Here is a 15,633-nt window from a genome sequence, read left to right on the forward strand (position 1 = left end):
AGCGTAGCGACCGCCTCAGTAGTCGATGTTGATGGCGGCGACCTGGCGGCTGCCGTTGAAGACGATCGCCGGGCCGGCGAAGCGGGAACTGGCGTACGTCAGCGCCGTCTTGTGCCCGGGGCTGTTGAACCAGGCCTCGATCATCTGCTCCGGCGAGGAGTTGCCCGACGAGGCGAACAACACCTCGTGCCCGCAGTGCTGCAGGCCGCTCGCGTTGAGGTTCTGCCGTACGCAGGACTCCGCCTCCCGGTGCTGCGCCGCGCCGAGTTTGACCTCGTTCAGCCCGAGCGCGCGACGCCGCTCGTTGAGCAGCACCAGCAGCCGCCGTTCCGGGGCGGACAGGCCGGTGGACGTGGCGGCGGACCTGGAGGGCGACGACGACGGGGTCGGCCTGGGCGACTTGCTGGGCTTCGCCGACCTGCTGGGGGTGGGGCTCGGGCGGGCAGCGGTCGGGGACGGCTCCACCGCGGCCGGCGAGGGTGTGAGCGCCGGTGCGGCGGTCGCGGCCGAGGGCTGCGCGGCTGCCGCCCTCGCCTGCTGCGGCTTCGGCTCGCTCGGGTAGTTGGCGAGGACGAGCGCGCCGCCTCCGGCCACCGCGACGGCGGCGACGACGCCGACCAGGACCTTGGACAACGAGAGCCCCGGCCGCGCTCCGGCGGTCACGGCGTGGAGGCCCGGCGAGGCGGCCTGCGACCCGGCGACGGTGTGCATCGTGTGGGTGACGTCCGAGGCGAGTGCGGCCGGGGGCGGCGTGAGCGCCAGACCGGCCAGCAGCCGCTCGGCGGGGACCAGGTCGTTCGTCGCGTCCGGGCAGTGCGGGCAGTCCCGGATGTGCCGGGCGAACCGCTTGCGCCACACCGGCGCCGGCTGACGGTCCCAGCGGGCGGCCGCGTCGGCCAGGGCGGCGCAACCGGGCCGGGCGGTGAGCGCCCGCACCACCAGCCGGGCGGTGTCCAGCTGAGCCTTCATCCGGGACACCCGGACGGTCACGTGGTGCGGCGCCAGGTTCAGGGCGTCGACCAGGTCGGCGCGGCTGAGGTGACCGGCCTCGACCAGCCACCAGAGGGACAGCAGGTGACGGTGGTCGTCATCCAGCCAGCGGGTGGCCAGGACGACCTCCCGGCGCTGGTCGGAGAGGCGGAGCTGGGTAAGCGTCAGGTCCTCGAAGTCCGAGCGCGGGTCGATCACGGTGTCGATGTCCTCCGGCGGCGCCGGTGTGGCGGCCCGGCGCTGCGTGTGGGTGCGGATCTCGTTCATCGTGACGGCCACCAGCCACGAGCGGAAGAGCTGCGGCTCGCGCACGCCCGCCAGGCCGCGTACGACGTTCAGCATCGTGTTCTGCACCACGTCGTCGACGTCTGCCGACCGGTTCAGTGCCCGGCCCACGATGTTGTAGACCAGCGGCAGACAGTGCGAGACCAGCTCGTCCATCGCCGCCCGGTCGCCGCGGCGCGCCGCGTCCACCACCGCCGACATGCCGGCCCTGCTCGGGTACGCGGGATAGGACACCCTCACCACCTCGTCTTCGCGCAAACGATCTCGTACACGGTGGAGACTGTCCGGTACGCGGTCAGGTCACACAAAATGCGTGCCCTGTCGGAGGAGAGCGCTATCTTCTCCGCCATGCCATTGATCACAGTCACCGACGAGGTCGTCGGAGCGCCGAGCGGACCCGCATGGACCATCGAGGTCTTCGAGGAAGAGGTACGCCTCGACGAGCTGATCCGGCGACGCGTCTTCCTGGAGATCGCCGAGTCCGGCGTGGACGCCGATCCGGAGGAGCGCACCCGGACGACGCTGGAGGCGTTCGGCCGTAACGCCTTCGTGGTGCTCGTCGACGACCGCCAGGTAACCGCCCTGGACGAGAAGGTCCGCCTGCACGCGGGATCCCGCGTCACCTTCCTCAAGCTCGTCCCGCTGGTGGGTGGCTGAATGAAGACGTACGAACCCGAGTCGGCCCTGCGCGATGTGGCCGCCACCGCCAAGAAGTGGTGGGGCCCGAGCGCCCAGAACCTCAACGAGACCGCCAAGCAGGAATTCGTCGACCGGGTGGTGACGGTGTGCGGCTGGGCACCGGCGGGGACGGTCCCGGCGCTGCTCGCCGCGCTCAAAGATCCGCACGGGCCCTACGATCTCGCTGCGCCGTTGGTCGAGCTGCTGCCGGAGGCCACCCGGAAGGTCGAGTCGGTTGCCGCCGCCGTGGCCGACCTGACCGGCGACGACGCGGATCACGACAGGCGTGTCGCCGCCGCTTCCACCCTGATCGACAGCCTGCCGCACCTGCCGTACCAGCACGAGGAGCCGTGGGACCGGGCCCGGGGCGAGGCGTGGCGCCGGACGGCGGAACTGCTGGCCGCGCAACCGGCACCGGTACGGCAGGTGGTGTTCGACGCGCTGGCGGTGCCCGGGCTCAACAAGGACGGGGCGAGCAAGCTGATCACTGCCGCGCGCTCCGGCGGCGGGCTCGACGGCTCGGCCTGGCTCGGCCGGCTCGGCACTCAAGCATGGCTGGGATTCAATTACTGGAGTTGGCACCTCAAGCGGTTCACCTGGGAGGCCATCCAGGCGGAGGCCTCGGCCGGGCGGGTGGATCCGGCGGCGTTGGCGACCTGGCGGCGGACCCGGATCGAGCGTTCCTCCAGCGACACGAGCGACGAGGCCGATCGGATGTGGCCGATCCCCAACGTCGGTGAGCAGTGGGCCGACCGCGCCGTCGCGGACATCGAGGCGATGCCGGCGGATCGCCGGTCCGCGTGGGAGGCGCTGCTGGCGCACTGTCCGGTCGAGGTGGACAAGGCGAAGCCGACGGCCGGTTGGCGCAAGCAGGCTCGGTCGCTGCTCGACGCGGTGGGCGTCGACGATTTCACCGCCCGGCTCGACGACTGGCTCCCGCTCGTCGGGCAGGCGCGCAGCCTGCCGCTGCGCATGACCACATGCTGCCCCGGCCACATCAAGGACATGCCATCACGGATGATCGACCGCTACAACGTCGGGCTGCTGTGGGGCCTGATCTGGATGCGGACGATGTGCCCGCCGTCGGAGGAGAGCCTGCGCAGCCTCGGCCAGATCGCGGAACGGGCCGCCCGCAAGATCTCCGGCCACGGCCCGGCGAGCCCGAAACTGGCGAACGTCGCGGTCGCGGCGCTCGTCGACACCGATCACCCGGCCGCGCTCGCCCAACTGGCGCGGCTGTCCTCGCGGCTGACCTACAAGAGCACCCTGCGCCTGGTGGAGAAGGGGCTGACCCGGCATGCCGAGGCGCGCGGCGTCAGCCGGGAGGACGTCGAGGAGATGGCCCTGCCCGGCTTCGGGCTGCCGCTCGCGGACAAGCTGGGCGACTGCTCGTACGAGCTGGAGGTGCGCGGTGTCGACGCCGTAGTGGTGTGGCGCAACGCCGACGGCAAGGTGGTCAAGACGCCTCCGGCCCAGGTGCGCAAGGAGCACGGCGAGGAGGTGAAGGAGCTGAAGGCGACTGTCGTCGACGTCGCCGCGACGCTCGTCGCCACCCGCGACCGGCTGGAAGGGCTCCTGCGGCGCGACCGTTCGTGGACCGTCGAGCAGTGGCGCGAACGGTTCCTGGACCATCCGCTGGCCCGTACGCTGGCCCGGCGTCTGGTCTGGACCGTCGATGGCGTCGCCTGCTGCTGGGCCGGTGAGGCGCTGCGAACAGTGGACGACACCGTGGTCGAGCCGGCCGACGAGGCGACGGTCCGGCTGTGGCATCCGGTGCTCGACCCCGACGCGGTGGGGTCGTGGCGAGACTTCCTCAGCCGGCACGGGATCACCCAGCCGTTCAAGCAGGCGCACCGGGAGCAGTACCTGCTCACCGACGCGGAGCGGGCCACGGGCATGTACTCCAACCGGTTCGCCGCGCACATCGTGCGTCAGCACCGGCTCAACGCGCTGCTGTCCCGGCGCGGCTGGTCGTACGTCCAGCACCGCAACGACGGGGCCTCGTACGACCTGCCCTGGCTGGCCCTCCCGGACTGGGGGCTGCGCGCCGAGCTGGGTGTCGCCGGGATCGAGGACCGGGGCGACGACCTCGTGTTCGACACGATGGGGAGCGACCAGCTGTTCTTCATCCGGGGAGAGCGCCTGCCGGTTCCGCTGGCGGAGGTGCCGCCGGTCGTGCTGAGCGAGGTGATGCGCGACGTCGACCTGTTCGTGGCCGCGGCCGGGGTGGGCGCCGACCCGAACTGGTACGACGGCGGGCCGGAGGGCCGGTACCGCGACTACTGGGCGGGGAGCAGTTTCGGCGAGCTGACCCCGACCGGCCGCACACGCCGGGAGGTGCTGGCGGACCTGATCCCCCGGCTGGCGATCGCCGGCCGCTGCACGCTCACCGACAGGTTCCTGGAGGTACGCGGCGACCTGCACACGTATCGGATCCACTGCGGCTCGGGGAACATCCTGATCGCCCCGGACGAGCGGTACCTGTGCATCATCCCGGACTCGGCGAAGGCGAAGGAGCCGGAGATGTACCTGCCCTTCGAAGGCGACAGCCGGCTCACCGAGATCATCAGCAAGGCGTTGCTGCTTGCCGCCGACAAGAAGATCAAGGATCCGGTGATCCTGCACCAGCTGTGAGGCCGCCGGCGGGCGCCGGGCCCAGGTTCAGCCCGGCGCCCGCTTCGGCAGCAACAGCTCCTCGTGGTCGAGTTCGCGCTCCAGCACGCGCAGTTCCTCGTCCGGCAGCCGCCCGGAGTCGCGCCACCGCAGCAACTCCTCCCGCTGCGCTTCGAGGACGCTCCGGCGGACCCGCAGCGCCGTCTCGTACTCCGGTGAGGTGGGCAGCTCCGACGAGCCGCTCTGCTGGATCAGGTCGAGCCGCCCCCGGTAGCGGGCCAGCCGGGTCTGCAACTGGGCCCGCGTGGTGTCGACGGCGACCCGGCTGTCCGGCTCCTCGGCGACGACGGTGTCGAGGCGTGCCAGCGCCGCCTCCACCGCTGCCGAGCGGGCCTCGTTGCGTACCCGGGCCTGGTCGGCCTCGTTGGCGCGCAGGCCGAGCATCCGCACGAGCGGCGCGAACGTCAGGCCCTGCCCGACCAGCGTCACCAGGACGACCACGAACGTGCAGAACAGCAGCAGGTCACGATCGGGGAAGGGGTCTCCGCTGCGGGTGGTCAGCGGCAGCGTGAAGATCGCGGCGAGGCTGATCACGCCGCGCGTACCGGACCAGCTCAGCGCCACCACCTCGCGGGCGGTCAGCCCGCGGGCGTTGCGGTCGACGCCACCGAGCCGGCGTGCGGCGTCCGGCTCGTCGGTGTCGTCCTGCTCGGCGACGCCACCCAGCCGGGTGTGCAGCGACCGGGGGAGCCACTGGGTCAGGATCAGCCAGGCGGGACGCAGGAGCAGCACCACACCGACCGACACCGCGACGGCGATGACGATGGTCGACGTCTCGTACTGGCGCAGGCCCCGCACGACGGCGGGGAGCTGCTGGCCGATCAGCAGGAAGACGAAGCCTTCGAGGAGGAAGTCGACGAGCCGCCACACCGCGTTCGTCTGGAGGCGGGCGGCCCCGGAGCCGAACTGCGGCGTCTGGTGGCCGACGATCAGGCCGGCGACCACCACTGCCAGCACGCCGGAGACGTGCAGCGCCTCGCCCAGCAGGTACGCCACGAACGGTGTCGCGAGCGAGATCGCGTTGGACAGCAGCGGGTCCGCGGTGAGCGGCCGGACCAGTCGTTTCGCCCGGGCGACGACCACGCCCACCGCGATGCCGCCCGCCGCCGCCAGCACGAACTGCCCGATCGCGGCGTGGAACGAGAACTCGCCGCCCACGGCGGCGGCCACGGCGACGCTGAGCATGGTCAGCGCGGTGGCGTCGTTCAGCAGTCCCTCGCCCTGGATGATCGTGACCATCTTCGGCGGCAGGTTCACCCGGCGCCCCACGGCCAGGGCGGCGACCGGGTCGGGCGGGGCGACGGCGGCGCCGACAGCGATGCCTGCGGCCAGCGTCGCGCCGGCCACGAACAGGTGGAACCCGACGCCCACGAGCAGCCCGGTGAGCAGTACCAGCACCACGGAGAGGCTGACCACGATCCGCAGGTTCCGGCGGATGTCCAGCAGCGACGAGTCGAGCGCGGCGCTGTAGAGCAGCGGCGGCAGCACGACCATGAGCACCAGCTCGGGATCGAGCCCGATGTTGGGGCCGGGGAGCAGCGCGTACGCGATGCCGATGAGGGGCAGCAGCGCGGCCGCCGGCAGGCCGGTCCGGGATGCCACCCACCGCACGGCGATGACGACCGCGACGGCGGCGAGCACGAACAGCAGTGTCGAATGGGCGCTCACCCCGACCGACACTACCGGCGCCGAGATCACCAGGCGACGCGGACTGCACCGTCAACCAGGGGTTGACGGGTAGGAGTCGTCAACCTATGGTTGACGAATGGAGGAGACCGAACCGCTCAAGATGACCCATCCGGTACGCCTCGACGACCTCATCGACGGCATCAAGAAGGCACACACCGACGCGCTCGACCAGCTGGCCGACGCGGTCCTCGTCGCCGACCACCTGGGCGACGTGGCGGACCACCTGATCGGGCACTTCGTCGACCAGGCGCGCCGCTCCGGCGCCTCGTGGACGGAGATCGGCCGCAGCATGGGCGTCACCAAGCAGGCCGCCCAGAAGCGTTCCGCCGCCAAGGCGGAGACCGCCGCCGCGCTCGACCCGAACTCCGGGTTCGGCCGCTTCACCCCGCGCGCCCGCAATGTGGTGCTGGCCTCGCAGGAGGAGGCGCGGGCCGCGGGCAACGCCGAGATCACCCCGGGCCACGTCGCGCTCGGACTGCTCGCCGAGCCGGAAGGACTGGCCGCCGCGGCGATCGTGGCTCGGGGCGTACCCCTGGAGCGGCTGCGGGAGGTCGTCACCGCGACGCTGCCGGCGAAGGCCGACCCGGTCCCGGACCTGATCCCCTACGACGCGCGGGCCAAGAAGGTCCTGGAGCTGACGTTCCGGGAGGCGCTGCGGATGGGGCACAACTACATCGGTACGGAGCACATCCTGCTCGCCCTGCTGGAGGAGGAGGGCGACGACGGCGTGCTGCGCGGCCTCGGCCTGGAGAAGTCCGAACTGGAGTCGGCGTTCGAGGCGGCGCTCGCCGAGATCACCCGAAAAGGGGCCTGACCTCGCGCCGGGCACGCGTCACGGGGGCGCGTGCCCGGCGTCCGGGTCGTCAGCCGGCGACGGGGAAGCCGTACCGGGCGGCGTGCTCCGGGTCGGCGGGGTCGACCTGGCGGATGCCGGCGTCGGCCAGCCGCTTGTTCACCTCGTCGAGGTGCTCCCGGACCAGCCGGGCCTCCTCCTCGGTGACCCGGCCGCGGTGCGGGCGCCCGGCGTGTTCGATGGTGCCGTAGTCGATCCTCTCGGTGGCGCGGCGGGCCTTCGGCGGCTTGACCCGCTCGGCGGTCCGCAGCAGCTGCGCCATCGGCACGTCGGTCGCCATCGCGTCGAACTCGCTGGCGGTCAGCACCACCCGGCGCGGCTCACCGTGGCCGTGCCGGTCGTGGATCTCCACCACCGCGACGTCGAGCGCCGCGTCGTCGATGCTCTCCACCTCGACCGCGGTGGCGTCCAGCTGCACGGGGCCGGCGACCAGGTCCGGGTGCTCCAGGACGACGACCTTGACCACCTCGTCGTCGGGGCTGAGCACCTGACCGGTGAAGTCGGAGACGTGGATCGTCTTCTTGCCCATGCGCGGAGCTTCTCCTGTCGTAGGCCGGAAATCGGACCACAAGACGCTACCGCACAGGTGTGCGAAGGCCGGTACGCCGTCCGGCCGGTGTGTCGCCGCCCGCCCTCAGAGCGGCGTGAGGCCACGCCAGGAGGCGGTGCCGGCCGGTTGCGCGTTCAGTTCGGCCCAGGAGAGTCCCCGGACGCGGGCCTCGCGGTACGCCGGCTGCGCCGGAAACCGTCCGGCGTCTGCGGCGGCCCGCCAGCCGCGCTCCGGGTCCTGCTGGAATCGGTCATTCGGTTCGTGAGGCATGACCACTACCGTCCCAGAGAAACTTGTCCATGTATGAAAATGAATATGACGCAGGGTCGATGCCTTCGGTTCCGTGAAGCGCCGGAGTTCCTGCGGCCGGGGGCGGAAGCAGGGATCGGCGTCCGTCGCTGGCGTGCCGACCCTCTACCCATCGGCCGCACGTCTCAACCCCCGCGCGATCGCGGAATTCGGCGGACACGAGCGCGGCGTCCCGGCGTACCATGATCACGTGCTCGACCGGCGGGTCTTCCTTCATCTGGCGACCTGGTTGGGGCAGTGGCCGGCGGGCCCCGGGCTGCACGTGGTCCGGTCCCACCGCCGCGCCCGCCCGGCCTGGGACGGGCGGCTGCGCCCGGCCGTCGCGGTGACAGCGGACGGCAGCACCGTCCTCTCGGTGGCCGCCGACCGGGTCGAGGCGGTCCGGACCCTGGTGCGCGACCGGCCGCTCGGGGAGTGGCTGCCCGACCTGCCGGGCGCGGTCGGCACGCCCGAGTTCGTCGCGCACACCTCGGTCTTCCGCTGGTGCACCGACCCGGCGCCGCTGCCGGAGGTGGGGGAGTGGGTGCCGCCCACGCTGCCCGGGCTGCCGCCGTGGCTGCGGCTGTTCGACAGGGAGGTGCTGGTGGTCCGCGGCGCCGACGGCGCGTACCGGGCCGGCGTGGGGATCAAGCGGCACGACGCGTACGGGCACGAGCTGGCGGTGGGCACGGTGCCGGCGGCGCGCGGGCGTGGCCTGGCCCGGCGGCTGGTCGCGCAGGCGGCCCGCCGGGTGCTCGACGAGGGGGCGATCCCCACCTACCTGCACGACCCGGGCAACGCGGCGTCCGGCCGGGTGGCCGAGGCGGCCGGGTTCCCGGACCGCGGCCTCACCGCGTTCGGCGTCTTCCCCCGCTGAGCCGGCCCGGCATCCCCGGCCTGGCGCGGACCGTGGATCCCGGGCCGGATCCACGGTCCGCTGCTCTCCCCCCAGGCCCCGACATCGGTAACGCTATGTGTTAGTGCCGGTGGTCAACAAGGGGTGTGCCACTGTCCGGTTGCGGACTCTCACCTGCGCAATCGCTGTCAGGCGCGGTGGTGAGATCAGTGACGCAGCGTGTGGATCAGGGTGAGCGCCTGACGTGTGACGGGTCGCAGCACGCGCAGCCGGGACAGCCCCACCAGCCGGTCCACGAGCGGCACCACGCCGTCGATGAGCTGCCGGGTCTTGACCTGACCGTCCGAGCGGTCGTGCACCCAGTAGAGCACCACCCCCATGTAGCCGAGCCAGAGCAGCTCGGGCAGCGCCTCGCGCAGCTCGTCGTCGAGCTTGACGGTGGACCCGGTGAGCGCCTCGCGGAACAGCGCGATCGACATGTCCCGGGGCTCCGACGACTCGGCGGAGAACGGGCTCAGCGGCGAGGTCGGCTCGGCCGCCGTCTTGAAGAAGGCGCCAGCGAACGCGTGGTACGGGCTCAGCACGTCGATGCCCGCGTGCAGCACCCCGGCCAGGCGCGGGCCGAAGTCCCGCTCGCGGGCGAGCACCGTGTCGGCCGCCGCCCGGTGCTCGCGCTGGGTGCCCGCGTAGAACTCCTGGACCAGGTGCTCCTTGGAGCCGAAGTAGTAGTAGGCGTTGCCCACCGCCACGCCCGCCTCCTGGGCGACCGCGCGCATCGTCGTGCGGGCGTATCCGCGCTCGCGGAACAGCCGCATCGCGGTGTCCAGGATCAGCTGGCGGGTCTGCTCACCCCGGGCCGTCGACCCCTGGCCAGCCGCAGCTGTCGTCGGCGCACTCTGCTCGGTCATCGTCGTCACCGTATCCCGGTTCCCGGATCCGCTCGCGGACCGCGGAGGCCGCCGCCACCACCTTGCGGGCCAGCGGCAGCAGGTGTGGACGGGCCAGCCGCTCGGCCGTGCCGCGGTGCTCGGCCAGCGCCCACAGGCAGGCGAACCAGGCGCCGTCGCCGCGGTAGACCGCGCCGGTGTCGGCGACCACCGTCAGGTCGCGCAACGTCGCGTCGTGGTCCAGCCCGGGGAAGCGCCGCCGGGCCTCGGCGGAACCGGCCGGCACGAACTCCAGCGGTACGAGCTGGGCGCGCGAGGCGAGCCAGCGCCGGGCGGCCCGGCACATCGGGCAGTCCGCGTCGAACAGGACGGTGAACCCGCGGATCCCACCGGCCCCGTGCCCGGTGGGATCCTGCGGGTGCCCGCCCGGGGCGGACGTCACCGGGCCGGCGGGTTCGGACCCGCCGGTACCGGTCCGCCCTGCGGCGGGAGCATTCTGACCGGCGGCAGCGGCGGGTGGGTGGCCTGCTGCCGCAGGCGGCCGCGCCGGTAGCGGCCGAGCGCGAAGACGTTGAAGAAGTGCAGCGCGCCGAGCACCAGCAGGACGAATCCCACCTTCATGGAGAGCTGCTCCAGTGCCTGGCTGGTGTCGCCGACCGGACCGGACTCCTTCATCGCCACCGTGACGTAGCCGAGGTTGAGCAGGTAGAAGCCGACCACCAGCAGGCTGTTGACGGCCTCGGCCAGCCGGCTGTCGGCGAACACGTCCTGCAGGAACACCAGCCCGTTGCGGGACAGTGCCCGCGCCACCCAGACGGTGAGGCCGATGCTCACCGTCAGGTAGGCCAGGTACATCCAGACCTTCACGTCCATCCCCGTAGCCTCTCTTGAACATGTTCAAATCGCTGGCGCACTGAGCGTACGACAGATTTTGAACGTGTTCAAGAGGGCGGCCCGCAGCCCTTCCGGGCAGCGGGCCGCGTGGGGGTGCGGGTCAGGCGGTCAGGCCGAGCGCGTCGGCGGCGGCCCGGCCGTTGGCGTGACTGGCGCCGTGGGTGGCGACGAACGCGCGCGCGCCCGCCGGCCGCCACGCGCCCGGCCAGCCCATCTCGACCACAGTCACCCGATGCGTGGCGGCCAGCGCCTCGACCAGCTCGCGCGCGCCGGGCAGCCGGTGCAGGTGCCGCCCGACCAGCACGACCGGCCGGTCCCCGGCGAGCCGCCGCACCTGCTCCGGGTCGGTCTCGCCCGCCACCGCGCGCGCCTGCTCGATCCCGGCGGCCAGGTGCGGGCCGAGTCCCCACGGCACCCGCCCCTCGGCGATGGTGGAGGTGGCGTGCACCTGCACCACCAGGGGAGCGGTGTCGCGGGTGAGGTCGCCCTCCACGCGTACCGCCCGCAGCGCGGCGGCGTAGCCGAGGCCGTCTGCGGCGGGCGGCGGGGCGTCGGCGGGCCCGGTGGCGGCGGCGAGCGCGGCGGTCCGGCCGGCCGCCTCCTCGACCCGCCCACGCGCCAGCCGTCCGTCGGCCATCGCCGCGACGATCTCGGCGGCGACCGACTCGACCAGCTCGGCGTCCACCCGAGCGCCGATGCAGAGCAGGTCCGCGCCGGCGGCCAGGGCCCGGACCGCGCCCGCGCCGACCCCGCCGGCGGCGAGCACCGCGCCCTTCATCTCCAGCGCGTCGGTGATCACCGCGCCGGTGAAGCCGTACTCGACGCGCAGCAGGTCGTGCAGGACCGCGCGGCTGAACGTGGCCGGGCCGTCGCCGGTCAGCGCCGGCACCCGGATGTGCGCGGTCATCACCGCGCGGACGCCCGCGTCGACCACGGCGGCGAACGGCGGCAGGTCGCGTTCCCGCAGGACGGCCGGCTGCACGTCGACAGTGGGCAGCTCGTGGTGGGAGTCCGCGACTGTGGCGCCGTGCCCGGGGAAGTGCTTGGCGCAGGCGGCCACACCGGTCGACTGGAGACCGGCGACGGCGGCGGCCGAGTGGACGGCGACCCGCTTCGGGTCCGCCCCGAACGAGCGGGTGCCGATCACCGGGTTCTCGTCGGCGGTGTTGACGTCGACGGTGGGGGCGAGGTCGACGGTGATGCCCAGCGCGGCCAGCTCCGCGCCGATCGCCGCGTACACCCGGCGGGTGAGATCGGGGTCGTCCACCGCGCCGAGCGCGGCGTTTCCGGGGTACGGGCTGCCGGTGGCGTGCGCCAGCCGGGTGACGTCGCCGCCCTCCTCGTCGATCGCGACGATCACGTCGGGGCGGCCGGCACGCAGCGCCGCCGTGGACGCCGCGACCTGGGCCGGGTCGTGGATGTTGGTGCCGAACAGGGTGTGCCCGGCGAGCCCGTCGGCGAGCAGGTCGACCGCCCAGCCCGGCGGGACCGGTCCCGGGTACGCGGCAAGCAGCGTGCCCAGCGCGAGCCGGCGCAGTCCTGGATCCAGACCCACGAGTATCCCCTTTCCCTGCCGGGTCGTCCGACCTCCGCGCATGGGGGTGGCCGATACGCTAACGGGCGCCCCTCGGCAGGCGTTTTGTGGTTAGAAAACTTTACTGAAAATTGAGGACGACGGCATGAGTGCGACCCGGCTGCCCGGTACCCCCCGACTCCTGCGGGCGCTCAACGACCGTGCGGCGCTGGAGCTGCTGCTCGAGCGCGGCCCGCTGACCCGGGCCCGGATCGGTGAGCTGACCGGGCTGTCCAAGGTCACCGCGTCCCAGCTCGTCGAGCGGCTGGAGGAGCGCGGCCTGGTCGCCCGGGTCGGCGAGCAGGCCGGCGGGCGGGGCCCGAACGCCCAGCTCTACGCCGTCCGGCCGAGCAGCGCGTACGTGGTGGGCGTCGAGGTGGGCGCGGAACGGGTGGTCGCCGCCTGCGCCGACATCACCGGCACCGTGGCCGGACGGGTCGAGCAGTCCACCAGGGACACCGACGACCCGGTCGGCGTGGTGCACAACGCCGTGGTCCAGGCGGCCGCCAGTGCCGGGGCGGAGCTGTCCGCCGTCCGGCGCGTCGTGCTCGGCACCCCCGGCCTGGTCGACCCGCAGACCGGTGACATCACGTTCGCGTTCAACCTGCCGCGCTGGCACAGCGGCCTGCTCGCCGCGCTGCGCGAGGACCTGGACACCCCCGTCGTGTTCGAGAACGACGTGAACCTCGCGGCGGTGGCCGAGGCGCAGTCCGGCGCGGCCCGTGGCACCGCCGACTTCGTGCTGGTCTGGGTGGACGCGGGCGTCGGCCTGGCGATCATGCTGGGCGGCCGGCTGCACCACGGCAGCAGCGGCGCGGCCGGCGAGATCGGTTACCTGCCGGTACCCGGCGCGCCCATCCCGCGCGATGTGTCCAAGCGGGCCAAGCCGGCGTTTCAGCAGCTCGTCGGCGCCGACGCGGTACGCGCGGTGGCAGCCGAGCACGGGTTCGCCAGCCCGGAGGCGGCCGAGCAGGGCGTCGCGGCGGCCCGGGCCGCCGAGGTGGTCCGCGCGGCGATCGCGGCCGGCACCGCCGGTGGGCCGATGCTCGACGAACTGGCCCGGCGGCTGGCGCTCGGTGTGGCGAGCACCTGCGTGGTGCTGGATCCGCCGCTGGTGGTGCTCGCCGGCGCGGTCGGCCAGGCGGGCGGGGCGGCGCTGGCCGAGCGGGTGCAGCACGAGGTCGCCGCGATCACGCTGGTCCGGCCCCGGGTGGTGACGACCGGGCTGACCGAGGAGCCGATCCTGCGCGGCGCGCTGCGTACCGCGCTGGACGCCGTACGCGACGAGGTGTTCGGCTCGACGGTCGGCTGACCGCGTCGTGCACCCTGGCGCCATGTGAAGGAATCCTTCATCATGGCGCCAGGGTCCGCAAGGAGTTGCCGGATCGCGGCTCCGGTCAGATCAGGTCACGGCGGCGGAACACCGTGAACGCCGCAGCCACCAGCGCGCCGGTGAGCCCGAGCAGCACCACCAGGCCCGACGTCCAGGTGAGCGTGTAGGAGCCGTCGCAGTAGCCGGAGATCCCGGAGCCGCAGGCATTGTTGTCCCACAGCCGGACCTCGCCGGACAGCCAGGCCGCCAGGTGGCTGGACAGCATGTACCGGTCCGGCCGGCCGACCTCCAGGATCTGGAACACCAGCCGGGCACCCAGCTCCCACACCACCAGGTACGCGGCCACCGTGCCGAGCGCCGCCGAGGTGTGCCGGCCCAGCGTGGCCACGGCGAACCCGAGCGCCGCGGCGAGCAGCACCAGCACCAGCCCCCGCGCCCAGATCGCGGCGAGCGACGGCCAGAAGTCGCCGCCGGTGCGCCCGACCAGGCCGGAGGCCTGGCCGATCAACCAGAACGCCCCGAGGTACGCCACCGACGCCAGCACCGAGAGGCCGAGCAACCCGCCCAGCAGCGTGCCCAGCTTCGCGGCGAGCACCGTCGGCCGCCGGGGCCGCCACAGCAGCAGGTTCACCACCCCGCCCGAGTTCAGGTCGGCCCCGATGTAGGAGGCGCCGACCAGGAACCCGAACAGCGTCAGGAACGCGATCAGGAAGTAGAGCAGCGGCTCGGCCTCCTTGGCGAAGACGAACACACCGCTGAGGTAGTCGGCAGCGGTCGGCAGCTCCTCGATCTGGGCCGGGTCGATCTGGGCGCAGTCGCGCGGCAGATAGTCGTTCTCGCCCAGCGGTAGCCCGCCCTCCCGGATCCGCAGGCAGCGGTCGTACGCCATCTCCATCTGGCGCACGCTCTCCGCCGCCTGGGTCTGGGCCCGGCTCAGCTCCGCCGGGCTGGGCCGGTGCGAACCGGCGAGCGTGGTCGCCACCGTCACCGCGAAGGCGACAGCCAGCAGCACCACCATGAGCTGCACGAAACGCCGGGCGGCCAGCCGCTCCAGCTCGGCACGGACCAGGTTCACGCGTCCACCTCCCGGGTCTCCCGGACGTCGAGGTCGATCACTCCGTCGTTCGGCGGAGCGCCGTCGACCTGCCGCGGCACCGCCACGTGCTCGTGGCCGCCGGTCAGCTCCAGGAAGACGCTCTCCAGGTCCGGCCGCAGCGGGACCAGCTCCCGCACCCACACGCCCTGCTCGCCGAGCGTCCGGCTGATCGTCTCCGGATCCTCCACACCGGTCACCACCAGGTGGTCCGGCGCGACGGCCACCGACAGGCCGGCCCGGCCCAGCAGCTCCCCGGCCCGCTCCGGGTCGGCCACCCGGACCCGCCACTGGTGCTGGTCGAAGCCGGCCAGCACCTCCTGCACCGGCCCGTACGCGACCCGCTGCCCCCGGCTCACGATCGTCACGTGGTCGCAGATCAACTGGATCTCGGCCAGGATGTGGCTCGACAGCAGCACCGTCACCCCGGCCTCGGCGAGCGACCGGGTCAGGTCGCGCATCTCCCGGATGCCGGCCGGGTCCAGCCCGTTCGCCGGCTCGTCCAGGATCAGCAGCTCCGGGTTCTTCAGCAGGGCCGACGCGACCGCCAGCCGCTGCTTCATGCCCAGCGAGTAGCCCCTGACCCGCTCGTCGCCCCGGTCGCGCAGCCCGACCTGCTCCAGCACCTCGTCCACCCGGCTGGTCGGCACACCGCCTGCGAGCGCCAGCAACCGCAGCGTCCGGTGCGCGGTGAAGTTGGCGAAGAACTGCGGGCTCTCCACGATCGCGCCGACCCGGCCGGCCACGTCCGGCAGGTGCTCGGGGGACTCGGCGCCCAGCACGCGCATCCGCCCGGAGTCCGGCCGGACCAGCCCCAGCAGCGCACGCAGCGTGGTGGTCTTCCCGGACCCGTTCGGCCCGAGGAAACCGTGCACCTGGCCCGCCTCGACCAGCATGTCGAAGCCGTCGACGGCGACCCGGCGCCCCTGGCGCAGCGTGTGGAACGTCTTGCGGAGGCCGGCGATCTCGATGACCGCGCTCATCCGCGCGC

General features: G+C 73.1%; 15 protein-coding genes. 5 read left to right on the forward strand and 10 right to left on the reverse strand.

The features are described 5' to 3' along the window. Positions 1-15: 15 nt before the first annotated feature. Positions 16-1,509 (reverse strand): sigma-70 family RNA polymerase sigma factor, encoded by a 1,494-nt coding sequence (locus tag O7611_RS04290; RefSeq protein ID WP_269696254.1) that lies wholly within the window; start codon positions 1,507-1,509, stop codon positions 16-18. 114 nt (positions 1,510-1,623) lie between these two features. Here O7611_RS04290 and O7611_RS04295 point away from each other — a divergent pair, with 114 nt between their 5' ends. Both O7611_RS04295 and O7611_RS04300 read left to right on the forward strand, forming a co-directional pair. Further along, positions 1,624-1,932 (forward strand): hypothetical protein, encoded by a 309-nt coding sequence (locus tag O7611_RS04295; RefSeq protein ID WP_194799597.1) that lies wholly within the window; start codon positions 1,624-1,626, stop codon positions 1,930-1,932. Continuing rightward, positions 1,933-4,587 carry a DUF4132 domain-containing protein gene (locus O7611_RS04300; protein WP_269696255.1) on the forward strand — a complete coding sequence of 885 codons (2,655 nt, stop codon included), beginning with the start codon at positions 1,933-1,935 and terminating at the stop codon, positions 4,585-4,587. A gap of 27 nt (positions 4,588-4,614) precedes the next feature. Here O7611_RS04300 and O7611_RS04305 read toward each other — a convergent pair whose 3' ends face one another. Next, positions 4,615-6,294, reverse strand: coding sequence for a Na+/H+ antiporter (locus O7611_RS04305; protein ID WP_269696256.1), 1,680 nt, complete (start codon positions 6,292-6,294; stop codon positions 4,615-4,617). 97 nt (positions 6,295-6,391) lie between these two features. On the opposite strand from O7611_RS04305, the gene O7611_RS04310 reads away from it, so the two are divergent. Beyond that, complete coding sequence (locus tag O7611_RS04310) at positions 6,392-7,129, forward strand: Clp protease N-terminal domain-containing protein (RefSeq protein ID WP_194799598.1); 738 nt, start codon at positions 6,392-6,394, stop codon at positions 7,127-7,129. 49 nt (positions 7,130-7,178) lie between these two features. On the opposite strand, the gene O7611_RS04315 is transcribed toward O7611_RS04310, so the two are convergent. Both O7611_RS04315 and O7611_RS04320 read right to left on the reverse strand, forming a co-directional pair. After that, positions 7,179-7,697 (reverse strand): hypothetical protein, encoded by a 519-nt coding sequence (locus O7611_RS04315; RefSeq protein ID WP_194799599.1) that lies wholly within the window; start codon positions 7,695-7,697, stop codon positions 7,179-7,181. A gap of 105 nt (positions 7,698-7,802) precedes the next feature. Next, a complete protein-coding gene (locus O7611_RS04320) occupies positions 7,803-7,988 on the reverse strand; it encodes a DNA repair protein (RefSeq protein ID WP_194799600.1) in 186 nt (61 codons plus the stop codon). A 229-nt stretch (positions 7,989-8,217) separates the two neighbouring features. Between O7611_RS04320 and O7611_RS04325 the strand changes: the two genes are divergently transcribed. Then, positions 8,218-8,883 carry a GNAT family N-acetyltransferase gene (locus tag O7611_RS04325; protein ID WP_194799601.1) on the forward strand — a complete coding sequence of 222 codons (666 nt, stop codon included), beginning with the start codon at positions 8,218-8,220 and terminating at the stop codon, positions 8,881-8,883. Between the two features lie 185 nt (positions 8,884-9,068). Here O7611_RS04325 and O7611_RS04330 read toward each other — a convergent pair whose 3' ends face one another. The 4 genes from O7611_RS04330 to O7611_RS04345 all read right to left on the reverse strand — a co-directional run bounded on the left by O7611_RS04330 (position 9,069) and on the right by O7611_RS04345 (position 12,198). After that, on the reverse strand, positions 9,069-9,770 hold the full coding sequence (locus tag O7611_RS04330) for a TetR family transcriptional regulator (RefSeq protein WP_194799602.1): 702 nt from the start codon (positions 9,768-9,770) through the stop codon (positions 9,069-9,071). Next, positions 9,709-10,191, reverse strand: a complete 483-nt coding sequence (locus tag O7611_RS04335) for a thiol-disulfide oxidoreductase DCC family protein (RefSeq protein WP_194799603.1) — start codon at positions 10,189-10,191, stop codon at positions 9,709-9,711. Before O7611_RS04335 ends, O7611_RS04330 begins: the two co-directional genes overlap by 62 nt. Beyond that, a complete protein-coding gene (locus O7611_RS04340; protein WP_194799604.1) occupies positions 10,188-10,622 on the reverse strand; it encodes a hypothetical protein in 435 nt (144 codons plus the stop codon). Before O7611_RS04340 ends, O7611_RS04335 begins: the two co-directional genes overlap by 4 nt. A 121-nt stretch (positions 10,623-10,743) precedes the next feature. Then, the gene (locus tag O7611_RS04345) at positions 10,744-12,198 is read right to left on the reverse strand and encodes a glycoside hydrolase family 3 protein (protein ID WP_194799605.1); all 1,455 of its coding nucleotides are present in this window, start codon (positions 12,196-12,198) and stop codon (positions 10,744-10,746) included. Between the two features lie 124 nt (positions 12,199-12,322). Between O7611_RS04345 and O7611_RS04350 the strand changes: the two genes are divergently transcribed. After that, a complete protein-coding gene (locus O7611_RS04350) occupies positions 12,323-13,528 on the forward strand; it encodes an ROK family transcriptional regulator (RefSeq protein WP_194799606.1) in 1,206 nt (401 codons plus the stop codon). A gap of 85 nt (positions 13,529-13,613) precedes the next feature. Here the strand turns inward: O7611_RS04350 and O7611_RS04355 are convergent, their stop codons facing one another. Both O7611_RS04355 and O7611_RS04360 read right to left on the reverse strand, forming a co-directional pair. Continuing rightward, entirely contained in the window at positions 13,614-14,624 is a 1,011-nt protein-coding gene (locus O7611_RS04355) for an ABC transporter permease subunit (RefSeq protein ID WP_194799607.1), read from the reverse strand. After that, complete coding sequence (locus tag O7611_RS04360; RefSeq protein WP_194799608.1) at positions 14,621-15,625, reverse strand: ATP-binding cassette domain-containing protein; 1,005 nt, start codon at positions 15,623-15,625, stop codon at positions 14,621-14,623. The genes O7611_RS04355 and O7611_RS04360 overlap by 4 nt, the downstream gene beginning before the upstream one ends. Positions 15,626-15,633 lie beyond the last annotated feature (8 nt).

Source organism: Micromonospora sp. WMMC273 (assembly GCF_027460285.1).
Taxonomy (GTDB): Bacteria; Actinomycetota; Actinomycetes; order Mycobacteriales; family Micromonosporaceae; genus Micromonospora; species Micromonospora aurantiaca.

Excerpts from the sequence above, each read along its gene's own strand:
- O7611_RS04315 (WP_194799599.1), bottom strand. The coding sequence starts at position 7,697 with ATGGGCAAGAAGACGATCCACGTCTCCGACTTCACCGGTCAGGTGCTC.
- O7611_RS04310 (WP_194799598.1), top strand. The coding sequence starts at position 6,392 with ATGGAGGAGACCGAACCGCTCAAGATGACCCATCCGGTACGCCTCGAC.
- O7611_RS04300 (WP_269696255.1), top strand. The coding sequence starts at position 1,933 with ATGAAGACGTACGAACCCGAGTCGGCCCTGCGCGATGTGGCCGCCACC.
- O7611_RS04320 (WP_194799600.1), bottom strand. The coding sequence starts at position 7,988 with ATGCCTCACGAACCGAATGACCGATTCCAGCAGGACCCGGAGCGCGGC.
- O7611_RS04360 (WP_194799608.1), bottom strand. The coding sequence starts at position 15,625 with ATGAGCGCGGTCATCGAGATCGCCGGCCTCCGCAAGACGTTCCACACG.
- O7611_RS04350 (WP_194799606.1), top strand. The coding sequence starts at position 12,323 with ATGAGTGCGACCCGGCTGCCCGGTACCCCCCGACTCCTGCGGGCGCTC.
- O7611_RS04295 (WP_194799597.1), top strand. The coding sequence starts at position 1,624 with ATGCCATTGATCACAGTCACCGACGAGGTCGTCGGAGCGCCGAGCGGA.
- O7611_RS04340 (WP_194799604.1), bottom strand. The coding sequence starts at position 10,622 with ATGGACGTGAAGGTCTGGATGTACCTGGCCTACCTGACGGTGAGCATC.
- O7611_RS04330 (WP_194799602.1), bottom strand. The coding sequence starts at position 9,770 with ATGACCGAGCAGAGTGCGCCGACGACAGCTGCGGCTGGCCAGGGGTCG.